We start from the raw sequence: 12,050 nt of genomic DNA on the forward strand, positions 1-12,050 counted from the left end.
GCATCTGCTCGGTGAACCCCGCCAGCCCCGTCAGGTCGCACTCGACGAGCGGCTCGGCCACGAACGCGCCGCCCGACCGGCCCGGAACCCGCACCAGCACCCCGTCGCGCTCCAGCGTCGCCAGCGCCTGGCGCAGCGTCATCCGGCTCACGCCCAGCCGGGCCGCCAGCTCCCGCTCGCCCGGCAGCCGGTCGCCCGGCGCCATCTCGCCGCTGGAGATGGCCTCCAGCAGCCAGCGCTCGATCTGCACGTGCGCGGGCACGCCGCCGCCGCGTTCCAGCTCGGGAGGGGTCCGGACCACACGGGGATGGTACGTCACCGCGCCAGGCGGCCCAGCCGCTCCACCGCGTCGGCGAACTCGTAGACCATCTCGTAGACCACCTCGCGGGCCGGCTTCACCTGGTCCAGCTGGCCCACCACCTGGCCGACGAAGTAGCCGGCCAGCTCCAGAGCGCCCGGCTCGCCGCGTTCGGCCGCCGCGATGACGCGGGCCATCGCGTGCTCGGCCACCAGCATCTGCAGCGGCATGCCGAGCGGGCCGGGGCTCTCCTGGCCGTGGTCCCACTCCTCGGTCCACGCCGTGGCGAGCTGGCGGGCCGGCTTGCCGGTACGCGAGCGCGACCGGACCGTGTCCAGCGACGAGGCGGCCAGGAACTTGCGCTTGACCGACTGCGGCGTCTCCGCCTCCTCCGTGGTCAGCCAGACCGAGCCGCACCAGACGCCCTGCGCGCCCAGCGCCATCGCCGCCGCCATCTGCCGGCCGGAGGCGATGCCGCCCGCCGCGAGCACCGGGACCGGCGCCACCGCGTCCACCACCTGCGGCACCAGCACCATCGTGGAGATCTCGCCGGTGTGGCCGCCCGCCTCCGTGCCCTGCGCGACGATGACGTCCGCGCCCGCGGCGACCTGCCGGCGCGCGTGCTCCACGGTGCCCACCAGCGCCGCCACCGGCACCCCGGCGTCGCGGGCGCGCGCCACCATCTCCGGCGGCGGCGGGCCGAGCGCGGAGGCGATGAGCCCGATCGGGTGCTTGAGCGCCACGTCGATCAGCCCGGTCGCGCCCGCCGCCGACACCCGCCGGGCGAACTCGTCGGCCGCCGCGCCCACCGGCTGCTGCCCGTGCCCGCCCACGCCGTACTTGGTCAGCAGGTGTGTGACGAAGTCGCGGTGCCGCTCGGGGATCAGGTCGGCGGCCCGCACGCCGCCGAGCGCCGCCGCGTCCACCTTGCCGGGGACGAGCACGTCCACGCCGTACGGCCTGCCGCCCACCTGCTCGTCGATCCAGGTGAGCTCCACGTCGAGTTGTTCGGGGGTGTACGCGATCGCGCCCAGCACCCCGAACCCGCCCGCGTTCGTCACGGCCGCCACCACGTCGCGGCAGTGACTGAAGGCGAACAACGGGAACTCGATGCCTAGACGCTCGCTGATGGCGGTCCGCATGCCCCGACGCTAACCGCCAGAAGCATGTTCGGTCCAGACGGTCAGGAAGCCGCCAGCGGCGAGACGCCCGGCGGATGCCAGCCTAAGTCGGGGTCGTAGCTGCGGACCAGCTTGGCCGGCACCCCCGCCACCACGCTGTGGTCGGGGAACTCGCCGCGCACCACCGCGCCGCCCGCCACCACGCACTGGCGGCCCAGCCGGGTGCCCGGCAGCACGATCGCGCCCGCGCCCAGCCACGAGCCCGATCCGATCGAGACCGGGCTGTTGCGCGGCCACTGCCGGCCGATCGGCACGTCCGGGTCGTCGTAGACGTGGTTCTGGTCGGTGATGTAGACGTACGGGCCGGTGAAGACGTCGTCGCCGACGTCGATCGACTGGTGGGCGACGATGTGCGTGCCGCGGCCGATCGAGCAGCTCGCGCCGATCCGCAGGATCGAGTCGGGGCCCAGGTCGGCGCCGGGCCACATGCCGCACGACAGGGAGACCCGCTCGCCGATCAGCGTGTGGTCGCCGATCTCGATCCACTCCTCGCCGAAGATCGCTCCCGGCGGGAAGGCGATCTTGGCTCCCTCGCCCAGGCGGCGGAAGCCGTGCCCGCCAGGAGTGCGGGGGGTGATCGCCCCGGCCTCCCGGATCGCCCGGTAGGCACGGTGGATCAGCCAGCCGACCGCGCGCCGTACATGTGACATAAGGACCAAAGTTACCGCTTGGTCATACCGTTCGGGCATGTGAGGGGCGTTGTTTGATATCCTGAGAGCCCGTGGACACTCCGGCCACATTCGGGCCACACTTCGAGCCACGGGAGCCTCCTTGCGCAGCGCCACGCAAACCAAGCATCTGTTCGTCACCGGGGGCGTCGCCTCCAGTCTCGGCAAGGGGCTGACCGCCTCCAGCCTGGGCCGTCTGCTCAAGGGCCGCGGCCTCCGGGTCACGATGCAGAAGCTCGACCCGTACCTCAACGTCGACCCCGGGACGATGAACCCGTTCCAGCACGGCGAGGTCTTCGTCACCGACGACGGCGCGGAGACCGACCTCGACGTCGGCCACTACGAGCGGTTCCTCGACACCGACCTGCACGGCTCGGCCAACGTGACCACCGGCCAGGTCTACTCCAACGTCATCGCCAAGGAACGGCGCGGCGAGTACCTCGGCGACACCGTCCAGGTCATCCCGCACATCACCAACGAGATCAAGGACCGCATCCGGGGCATGGCCGGCCCCGACGTGGACGTGGTCATCACCGAGGTCGGCGGCACCGTCGGCGACATCGAGTCGCTGCCGTTCCTGGAGGCCGTGCGGCAGATCCGCCACGAGGTCGGCCGCGACAACGTGTTCTTCCTGCACGTCTCCCTGCTGCCCTACATCGGCCCCTCCGGAGAGCTCAAGACCAAGCCCACCCAGCACAGCGTGGCAGCGCTGCGCAGCATCGGCATCCAGCCCGACGCCATCGTGCTCCGCTCCGACCGGCCCGTGACGGTCGCGATCAAGCGCAAGATCAGCCTCATGTGCGACGTCGACGAGGACGCCGTGGTCAGCGCCGTCGACGCCGCCTCCATCTACGACATCCCGCGCGTGCTGCACTCCGAGGGCCTCGACGCGTACGTGGTGCGCCGGCTCGGCCTGCCCTTCCGCGACGTCGACTGGAAGGAGTGGGACCAGCTGCTGCGCCGGGTCCACCGCCCGGCCAAGGAGGTCACGATCGCGCTGGTCGGCAAGTACATCGACCTGCCCGACGCCTACCTGTCGGTCACCGAGGCGCTGCGCGCGGGCGGGTTCGCCAACGACACCCGGGTCAACATCCGCTGGGTCAAGAGCGACGACTGCGAGACCGCCGAAGGCGCCGAGCGCGAGCTCGACGGCGTCGACGGCGTGCTGATCCCCGGCGGCTTCGGCGTGCGCGGCATCGAAGGCAAGATCGGCGCGATCCGCCACGCCAGGGAGAACAAGATCCCGCTGCTCGGCATCTGCCTCGGCATGCAGGGCATGGTCATCGAGGCCGCCCGCAACATGGCCGGACTGGAGGACGCCAACTCCGCCGAGTTCGACCCCGACACCAAGCACCCCGTCATCTCCACCATGGCCGACCAGGAGGACGTCGTCGCCGGCGAGCGCGACATGGGCGGCACCATGCGGCTCGGCGGCTACACCGCCAGGCTCGGCGAGGGCACCCTCGCCCGCCAGCTCTACGGCAAGGCCAAGGCCGCAGAGCGCCACCGCCACCGCTACGAGGTCAACAACGCCTACCGCGAGCGGCTGGAGAAGGTCGGCCTGGTGTTCTCCGGCGTGTCGCCCGACGGCCGCCTGGTCGAGTACACCGAGCTGCCCGCCGACGCGCACCCCTTCTTCATCGGCACCCAGGCCCACCCCGAGTTCCGCTCCCGGCCCACCCGCGCCAACCCCATGTTCAGAGGGCTCATCGCCGCAGCCCTCGCCTACGCCGACAGCAGGGTGGCCGCTAAGGTGACCAAGTGAAGATCAGCTCACGCGACCAGCGGGAGGCGGCCGCGATCCGGGACACCCCCGAGTCCTGGGACGTCGTCGCGACCAGCACCCATTTCGAGGGCTACGTGATCGACGTGGTCACCGACACCGTCCGCATGCCCCGCGACGAGACCGCCGACCGTGACTACATCCGCCATCCCGGCTCGGTCGGGGTGCTCGCGCTCGACCCCGAGGGGCGGGTGCTGCTCATCCGCCAGTACCGCCACCCGGCCCGGCGGCTGCTGTGGGAGCTGCCGGCCGGCATCCGCGACGTCGAGGGGGAGCCGCTCGTCGACGGCGCCGCCCGCGAGCTGGCCGAGGAGGCAGGCTACCGCGCGGCCACCTGGCACACCCTCGTCGACCTCCTGACCTCGCCCGGCTGCTCCGACGAGCGCATCCGCATCTTCCTGGCCCGCGACCTGGAGAAGATCCCGGACGAGGAGAACTCCTTCGAGCACCGCCACGAGGAGATCGACATGCTCGTCGAATGGGTGCCGCTCGACGACGCCGTGCGCGGGGTGGTGGGGGGGAAGATCCACAATTCCGCGGCCGTGGCCGGTATCCTCGCCGCGTACGCGGCCGCGGCCGACGGGTTCGCCGGCCTGCGCCCCGCGGACGCTCCGGAGGAGTGAAGGAAGGAGCCACACCCGTGGAGGCGGTGCTGTCCAGTTACCTCGCCCACCTCGCGGTGGAGCGCGGCCTGGCCGCCAACACGCTCGCCTCCTACCGGCGCGACCTGCGCCGCTACACCGAGCACCTGCGCTCGCGCGGGCGGGCCGAGCTCGACCAGGTGGCCGAGTCCGACGTGCGCGCCTTCCTCGCCGCCCTGCGCGAAGGCGACGGCGAGCACCCCGCGCTCGTCGCCAGCTCGGCCGCCCGCGCCGTCTCCGCCGTGCGCGGCCTGCACCGCTTCGCGCTGCGCGAGGGCGTCACCGCCCACGACCCCGCCCACCAGGTACGGCCCCCGCGCCAGCTCCGCAGGCTGCCCAAGGCCATCGCCGTCGACGAGGTCGAGCGGCTCATCGCCGCCTCCGGCCCCGACGGCGCGCCGCTCACCCTGCGCAACCGCGCCCTGCTGGAGGTCCTCTACGGCACCGGCGCCCGCATCTCCGAGGCCGTCGGCCTGGCCGTCGACGACCTGGAGGACGACCAGGTCCGGCTGCGCGGCAAGGGCGGCCGCGCCCGCGTCGTCCCCCTGGGCCGCTACGCCCGCGCCGCGCTCGACGCCTACCTCGTCCGGGCCAGGCCCGGCCTGCTGGCCCACGGCCGCGGCACCCCCGCCGTGTTCCTCAACGCCAGGGGCGGGCGGCTCACCCGCCAGGGCGCGTGGGAGGTCCTCCAGGCCGCCGCCGAACGGGCCGGACTCGCCGGGATATCTCCCCACGTTCTCCGGCATTCGTTCGCAACCCACCTTCTCGACGGCGGGGCCGACGTCAGGGTGGTGCAGGAGCTGCTCGGCCACGCCTCGGTGACGACCACTCAGGTCTACACGCTCGTGACGGTCGACAAGCTCAGAGAGGTGTACGCGGCGGCGCATCCCCGCGCCCGTCAGTGATCTATAGTCTTTTGGGTCGTGCGGCACTCCGGCGTGCCGCCTTGCCGCGTTAAGTGGCGACGCCATAGTGTCCGTCCGGACGGTCCGGTTCGGGATCGTCAGGGAGGTTCGAGCTGGTGACTGTGAAGACCAACGGTTCGACCCCGGGGAGCCCCGACAACCCCTGGGGTGACACCAAGACCAACGCGCCTTCCAACGGCGTCAATCTGGGCCCCACGCAGCGGCCCCGCCCGGTGTTCCCGGAACCGGTGCCGCGTGACGTCCACGGCCCGGCCCGGGTGGTCGCCATGGTCAACCAGAAGGGCGGGGTCGGCAAGACCACCACCACCATCAACCTCGGCGCCGCCCTCGTCGAGTGCGGCCTCAAGGTCCTGCTCGTCGACTTCGACCCGCAGGGCGCGCTCTCCGTCGGCCTGGGCATCAACCCGCTCCAGCTCGACCTCACGGTCTACAACCTGCTGATGGAGCGCAGCGTCAGCGCCGAGGACGTGCTGCTGGAGACCGGCGTCGAGGGCCTCGACCTGCTGCCCAGCAACATCGACCTGTCCGCCGCCGAGGTCCAGCTCGTCACCGAGGTGGCCCGCGAGCAGGTGCTCGGCCGCGTCATCAAGCCGCTGCTGCCGCACTACGACGTCTGCCTCATCGACTGCCAGCCGTCGCTCGGCCTGCTCACCATCAACGCCCTCACCTGCGCCCACGGCGTCATGGTGCCGCTGGAGTGCGAGTTCTTCGCGCTGCGCGGCGTCGCCCTGCTCATGGACACCATCACCAAGGTGCAGGAGCGGCTCAACGAGGACCTCGAGATCGAGGGCCTGCTCGCCACCATGTACGACGCGCGCACCCTCCACGGCCGCGAGGTGCTCGCCCGCGTCGTCGAGGCCTTCGGCGACAAGGTGTTCCACACCGTGATCAACCGTACGGTGCGCTTCCCCGACGCCACCGTGGCCGGTGAGCCGATCACCACCTTCGACCCGTCCTCGCTCGGCGCCAACGCCTACCGCGAGCTGGCCCGCGAAGTGCTCGCGCGCTGGCCGCAGCCTGCCACAATGGCCAGGTGACGGAGCAGCAGGTCGAGCCCCAGGGCTTCCAGGTCCACCTGGACGTCTTCGAAGGGCCCTTCGACCTGCTGCTCGGGCTGATCTCCAAGCACAAGCTCGACATCACCGAGGTCTCGCTCTCGCAGGTGACCGACGAGTTCATCGCCTACATCCGCTCCCGCGGCCCCGAGTGGGACCTCGACCAGACCAGCCACTTCCTGCTGGTCGCGGCCACCCTGCTCGACCTCAAGGCGGCCCGGCTGCTGCCGTCCGGCGAGGTCGAGGACGAGGAGGACCTGGCCCTGCTGGAGGCCCGCGACCTGCTGTTCGCCCGGCTGCTGCAGTACAAGGCGTACAAGGAGGTCGCCAAGATCTTCGCCGGCCGGATGGCCGACGAGGCGCTCCGCTTCCCGCGCACCGTCCCCCTGGAGCCGCAGTTCGCCAACCTCCTGCCCGACCTGGTGCTCGGCATCGGCCCCGAAGAACTGGCCCGGATCGCCGCCCGCGCCTTCACCCCCAAGCTGCCGCCCACCGTCAACGTCGGCCACATCTACCAACCGCTCGCCAGCGTGCGCGAACAGGCCGCTATCCTGGTTCAGCGCCTGCGCCGCATGCGCAGCGCCACCTTCAGGGCCCTGGTCGCCGACTGCGAGGGCACCTACGAGGTCATCGCCCGCTTCCTGGCTGTCCTGGAGCTGTTCCGTGAGTCCGCGGTCAGCTTCGAGCAGGTCGAGCCGCTCGGCGACCTGCACGTCACGTGGACCGGCACCGACGACGGCGAGATCTCGGTGGGAGACGACTACGAGGAGAGCCCGGAGAAACCCGCAGATGGCTGACGACTCCCACCCGCGCAAGGACCTTCCCGCCTGGATGACCCTCCCCGGCTCCCTGGTGGCCTCTTCGCCATCCCCATCCGGTTCTGGTTCGGACGGTTCCGGTTCGGACGGTTCCGGTTCGGACGGTTCTGGTTCGGACGGTTCTGGTTCGTATGATCCACGTACGGAGGATTCCCGTTCGGGCGAGTCGGGTCCGGAGGAATGCCGCGACACGCCTCATGGTGGCCGGGGAGACCTGGTGCCCGGCGTCCCCCCTTCAACGAGCGCTTCCGCCGGTGACGTCACCATTTCGGATGCTTCCTCCGATCCGGAGTCGGGCGTATGGCCGTCGGCTGCCCGTCCTCACCCGGGACACGGGAGGGCGGGCCAAGGGACGTCCACAGCCGACCTCCAAGGCGCCTTCACCGGCCAGGACTCGCTCACCGGCGAGGTCGCCGAGGCCGGCCGAGTTCGGAAGGCTGGTGAGATCCCGGGGGTCGGCCAGGTTCCGGAGACTGGCCAGGTTCCAAAGGTCCGCCAGGTCCCGGCGGCCGAGCAGGTTCCGATGGCCGGTCAGGTTCCCGATTCTGGACAGGTTCCAGAGGCCCGCCAGGTCCCGGCGGCCGAGCAGGTTCCGATGGCCGGTGAGGTTCCCGAGACCGGTCAGGCTCCAGGGGCCGGTGAGGTTGCGGCTGTCGTCGAGGGGCGTTGGCTCAAGGCGGCCCTCGAAGCGATCCTGATGATCGTCGATGAGCCCGTGAAGGAGATGACCCTGGCCCAGGTGCTGGAGCGCCCCACGCATGAGGTGGTGGCGGCGCTGCGGGAGCTGGCCGAGGAATACGAAGCCTCCGCGCGGGGTTTCGACTTGAGGCAGGTCGCGGGCGGATGGCGCTTTTACACGCGTCCCGCGTACGCGCCGTTCGTGGAACGGTTCGTCCGTGACGGCCAGCAGACGCGGCTCACCCAGGCCGCGCTGGAGACACTCGCGGTCGTGGCCTACCGGCAGCCGGTGAGCCGGGCGCGGGTGGCCGCGGTGCGCGGCGTGAACAGCGACGGCGTCATGCGGACGCTGGTCGCGAGGGGGCTGGTCGAGGAGGCCGGCACCGACCCGGAGAGCCAAGCCGTGCTCTACCGGACAAGCTCATACTTCCTTGAGCGTCTGGGACTGAACGATGTCAGCGAGCTCCCCGAGCTCGCGCCATTCCTCCCTGACGACGTGGAGAACATCGAGGAGACGACGAAGTGATCAACAGGCGAAGCACCCCGTCCGGTGATGGACGCGGTCGAGGACGCGCCGGCGGCTCCGGCCGCGGCGGGCGTCCCGCCTTCCGCTCGGACGACTCGCGCGGCCGTACGCGCCGCGACGACTTCCGTGACGGTTCCCGCCGCGACGACCGCGGCGGTTCCCAACGAGACGATTTCCGCCGTGACGACCGCCGGGGTTCCGGCGGGGACGGCTTCCGTGCCGACCGCCGGGGTTCGCGCGACGACCGGGGCGGGTCCTTCCGCGACTCCGGGCGCGGGTCCTCGGGTGAGCGTGGGTCCTACCGCGACTCCGGGCGCGGGCCTTCGGGTGAGCGTGGGTCCTTCCGGGGCGATGACGCGCGTGGCGGAGCGCGTCGTGACGACCGTGGGGGTTTCCGCCGCGACGAGCGCGGCGGTCCGCGCCGTGACGATCGCTGGGGCTCTCGTGACGGCGGGTCGCGGCGTGAGGACGCGCGCGGTGGTTCCCGGCGCGAGGACCGGTACGGTCGCGAGGAGCGCGGCGGTGACCGGCGCGAGTTCCGGGGCGGCGGCCGAGACTCGGTGCGCGCCGACAGGGGCGGCAGCCGGGCCGCGTACGGGCGCGACGGCGGTTTCCAGCGTCCCGGGCGTGACGGCGGCCGCTTCGAGCGCGGCGGGCGCGACGCCGGTCCGGATCGGGCGCCCCGTGAGGACCGGCGCTTCTCCGGCGGCGACGAGTACGAGTACGAGTCGTTCGGCGGGCCCAGGGAGGAGCGCGGCGGCTTCCGGGCGAGCAGGAACGGGCGCAGGGAGGGCTCCGAGGGGCCGGTCCGGGCCCGTTACGGCAAGCGTGAGGACGGCCCCGCCGGACAGTACGGGGACCGCTCGGGCGGCTCACGCGACGAGGGCCGCTCGTACCGCGGTGGCGACGTCCGCGGCGAGGACCGTCCCCGTCGGGACGACTTCCGCGGCGGGGACCGTGCGTCCCGTGGTGACTTCCGCGGTGAGGGCCGGGGCGCGGCCCGGCGTGACGAGGGCGCGCGTGGTGGACGGGTGTCCAGGCGTGACGGCGTGCGTACCATCGGAGACTCCCGGCGCGACGCCGGCGACCGGGCCAGGCCCAAGGACCGGTTCAAGACGGCACGCCAGCCCGTCCGCGACCGTGACTTCTTCCCCGAGGGCTACACCGACGAGCGCGACACCACCGAGGTGCCCGGCGGGGTGCGGCTGCAGAAGGTGCTGGCCCAGGCCGGGGTCGCCAGCCGCAGGGCCTGCGAGGAGATGATCGGCGACGGTCGTGTCACCGTGGACGGCCAGGTGGTGCGCAGGTTCGGCGCCAAGGTCGACCCAGCCAAGCAGGTCATCCACGTCGACGGCAAGCGCATCCCGACCGCGCCCGACCTCGTCTACTACGCGCTCAACAAGCCCATCGGCGTGGTCTCCACCATGGAGGACCCGCAGGGCCGGCCGTGCCTGGCCGACTACGTGGAGGAGCTGGCGCCGCGGCTGTTCCACGTGGGCCGGCTCGACACCGAGACCGAAGGCCTGCTGCTGCTGACCAACGACGGCGAGCTGGCCAACCGGCTCACCCATCCCAGTTACGGGGTGTCGAAGAAGTACTGGGCCAAGGTGCCCGGCCCGATCCCGCGCGACCTGGGCCGCAGGCTCAAGCAGGGCATCGAGCTGGAGGACGGCATCGCCAAGGCCGACGACTTCCAGGTGGTGCAGGAGCACGGCCAGCAGGCGCTGGTCGAGGTGGTGCTGCACGAGGGCCGCAAGCACGTCGTACGCCGCATGCTGGAGGAGGCCGGTCACCGGGTGATCGACCTGGCCCGCATCGAGTTCGGCCCGGTGAAGCTGGGCCGCACCAAGCCCGGCACGCTCCGGGCGCTGACGCTGCGTGAGGTCGGCGAGTTGTACGCGGCCGTGAAGCTGTAATCTGGCCACGAAGCTGGAGCCCGTGCGAACCTCCGCACGGGCTCTGCCGCTATAGAAGGAGCGAAGCGCATGGTGCGGGCGATCCGCGGGGCGATCCAGGTGGACGCCGACGACCGGGACTCGATCATCGAGGGGACGACCGAGCTGGTCGCCCAGGTCATGGAGCGCAACGAGCTCACCACGGACGACGTGATCAGCGTGCTGTTCACGGCGACGCCCGACCTGACCGCCGAGTTCCCGGCGCTGGCGGCGCGCAAGCTGGGGTTCCACGAGGTGCCGCTGATCTGCTGCACCGAGATCGACGTGCCGGGGGCGCTGCCCCGGGTGGTGCGGCTGATGGCGCACGTGGAGATCGACCGGCCCCGCTCGGCGATCCAGCACGTGTATCTGCGCGGCGCCGTCGCGCTGCGTCAGGACATCGCCCAATAACCTCCGTACGTCGCGTACGGCTCCTACGACCGATTTCAGGACGACGACATGGCCTCCGAACTCCGCACCGTGCTGGTGGTGGGCACCGGTCTCATCGGCACCTCGCTGGCGCTCTCCCTGCGCAAGCACGACGTGCGCGTGCTGCTCGCCGACCGCGACCAGGGGGCCGTACGGCTCGCCCGCGAGCTCGGCGCGGGTGAGGAGTGGCGGGCGGGGCAGAGCGCCGACCTGGCGGTGATCGCGGTGCCGCCCGGCCACGTCGCCACCGAACTGCGGCGGCTGCAGGAGGAGGGCGCGGCCCGGTTCTACACGGACGTGGCCAGCGTCAAGGCGGAGCCGATCGACCGGGCGCGTGAGCTGGGCTGCGATCTGTCCACGTACGTGGCCTCGCATCCGCTGGCCGGCCGGGAGCGGTCCGGGCCCGGGGCGGCCAGGGCGGACCTGTTCCTGGGGCGGCCGTGGGCGTTGTGCCCCACGCCGGAGGCGTCCGCCGAGGCGAGGGCGGCGGTGCTGCGGCTGATCGACCTGTGCGGCGCCAACGCGGTCGAGGTCGGCGCGCCGGAGCACGACCGGGCGGTCGCCGTGGTCTCCCACGCCCCGCACGTCGCCGCCTCGGCGGTGGCGGCGCGGCTGGCCGACGCCTCCGAGGTGGCGCTCGGCCTGGCCGGGCAGGGGGTGCGGGACGTGACCAGGATCGCCGGCGGCGACCCCGGCCTGTGGCTGGGCATCCTGTCCGGCAACTCGGTCCCGGTGGCCGAGGTGCTGGAGGCCGTCTCGCGTGACCTGGCCGAGGCGGCGGCGGCGCTGCGCGCGCTGTCGCAGGGCGACGGCACCGCGTCCGGCGAGCTGACCCAGTTGCTCAAGCGCGGGGTCGCGGGTCATGGGCGGATTCCGGGCAAGCACGGCGGTCCCGCTCACGCGTACGCGGTCGTCCAGATCGTCATCGGTGACAGTCCCGGCCAGCTGGCGCGGCTGTTCCAGGTGTGCGACGAGGTCGGGGTCAACGTGGAGGACGTCCGGCTGGAGCACGCGCCCGGCCTGCCGCTGGGTGTGGCCGAGCTGTCGGTGCAGCCCGACGCGGCCGAGAGGCTCACGCGGGCGCTGGTGGAGCGCGGCTGGCAGGTGCCGTAG

At 72.2% G+C, this 12,050-nt stretch carries 12 protein-coding genes; 9 read left to right on the forward strand and 3 right to left on the reverse strand.

The genetic code is table 11. The features are described from left to right. The 3 genes from OUY22_RS32590 to OUY22_RS32600 form a co-directional block, all read right to left on the reverse strand. On the reverse strand, positions 1-301 hold a 301-nt coding region (locus OUY22_RS32590; RefSeq protein WP_270159103.1), incomplete at its 3' end, for a GntR family transcriptional regulator. Positions 302-315: 14 nt separating this feature from the next. Next, the gene (locus OUY22_RS32595; RefSeq protein WP_270159104.1) at positions 316-1,440 is read right to left on the reverse strand and encodes a nitronate monooxygenase; all 1,125 of its coding nucleotides are present in this window, start codon (positions 1,438-1,440) and stop codon (positions 316-318) included. Positions 1,441-1,481: 41 nt separating this feature from the next. After that, positions 1,482-2,129 carry an acyltransferase gene (locus OUY22_RS32600; protein ID WP_270159105.1) on the reverse strand — a complete coding sequence of 216 codons (648 nt, stop codon included), beginning with the start codon at positions 2,127-2,129 and terminating at the stop codon, positions 1,482-1,484. A gap of 121 nt (positions 2,130-2,250) precedes the next feature. On the opposite strand from OUY22_RS32600, the gene OUY22_RS32605 reads away from it, so the two are divergent. The 9 genes from OUY22_RS32605 (at position 2,251) to OUY22_RS32645 (ending at position 12,050) form a co-directional block, all read left to right on the forward strand. Beyond that, a complete protein-coding gene (locus OUY22_RS32605; protein WP_270159106.1) occupies positions 2,251-3,912 on the forward strand; it encodes a CTP synthase in 1,662 nt (553 codons plus the stop codon). Beyond that, positions 3,909-4,553 carry an NUDIX domain-containing protein gene (locus OUY22_RS32610; RefSeq protein ID WP_408638239.1) on the forward strand — a complete coding sequence of 215 codons (645 nt, stop codon included), beginning with the start codon at positions 3,909-3,911 and terminating at the stop codon, positions 4,551-4,553. The genes OUY22_RS32605 and OUY22_RS32610 overlap by 4 nt, the downstream gene beginning before the upstream one ends. A 17-nt stretch (positions 4,554-4,570) precedes the next feature. Continuing rightward, entirely contained in the window at positions 4,571-5,476 is a 906-nt protein-coding gene (locus tag OUY22_RS32615; RefSeq protein ID WP_270159107.1) for a site-specific tyrosine recombinase XerD, read from the forward strand. Between the two features lie 116 nt (positions 5,477-5,592). Then, a complete protein-coding gene (locus OUY22_RS32620) occupies positions 5,593-6,534 on the forward strand; it encodes a ParA family protein (RefSeq protein ID WP_270159108.1) in 942 nt (313 codons plus the stop codon). Then, positions 6,531-7,349, forward strand: a complete 819-nt coding sequence (locus OUY22_RS32625; RefSeq protein ID WP_270159109.1) for a segregation and condensation protein A — start codon at positions 6,531-6,533, stop codon at positions 7,347-7,349. Before OUY22_RS32620 ends, OUY22_RS32625 begins: the two co-directional genes overlap by 4 nt. A gap of 718 nt (positions 7,350-8,067) precedes the next feature. Continuing rightward, the gene (gene scpB, locus OUY22_RS32630) at positions 8,068-8,574 is read left to right on the forward strand and encodes an SMC-Scp complex subunit ScpB (RefSeq protein WP_270159114.1); all 507 of its coding nucleotides are present in this window, start codon (positions 8,068-8,070) and stop codon (positions 8,572-8,574) included. A 560-nt stretch (positions 8,575-9,134) separates the two neighbouring features. Then, on the forward strand, positions 9,135-10,490 hold the full coding sequence (locus OUY22_RS32635) for a pseudouridine synthase (protein WP_270159110.1): 1,356 nt from the start codon (positions 9,135-9,137) through the stop codon (positions 10,488-10,490). Positions 10,491-10,559: 69 nt separating this feature from the next. Continuing rightward, positions 10,560-10,919, forward strand: coding sequence for a chorismate mutase (gene aroH, locus OUY22_RS32640; RefSeq protein WP_270159111.1), 360 nt, complete (start codon positions 10,560-10,562; stop codon positions 10,917-10,919). A 48-nt stretch (positions 10,920-10,967) separates the two neighbouring features. Next, complete coding sequence (locus tag OUY22_RS32645) at positions 10,968-12,050, forward strand: prephenate dehydrogenase (protein WP_270159112.1); 1,083 nt, start codon at positions 10,968-10,970, stop codon at positions 12,048-12,050.

The sequence above is a fragment of the Nonomuraea corallina genome, assembly GCF_027620315.1.
GTDB classification, from domain to species: Bacteria; Actinomycetota; Actinomycetes; order Streptosporangiales; family Streptosporangiaceae; genus Nonomuraea; species Nonomuraea corallina.

Bases quoted from the DNA above. Each gene is read 5' to 3' on its own strand.
- OUY22_RS32600 (WP_270159105.1), bottom strand. From the start codon at position 2,129: ATGTCACATGTACGGCGCGCGGTCGGCTGGCTGATCCACCGTGCCTAC.
- OUY22_RS32645 (WP_270159112.1), top strand. From the start codon at position 10,968: ATGGCCTCCGAACTCCGCACCGTGCTGGTGGTGGGCACCGGTCTCATC.
- aroH (WP_270159111.1), top strand. From the start codon at position 10,560: ATGGTGCGGGCGATCCGCGGGGCGATCCAGGTGGACGCCGACGACCGG.
- scpB (WP_270159114.1), top strand. From the start codon at position 8,068: ATGATCGTCGATGAGCCCGTGAAGGAGATGACCCTGGCCCAGGTGCTG.
- OUY22_RS32595 (WP_270159104.1), bottom strand. From the start codon at position 1,440: ATGCGGACCGCCATCAGCGAGCGTCTAGGCATCGAGTTCCCGTTGTTC.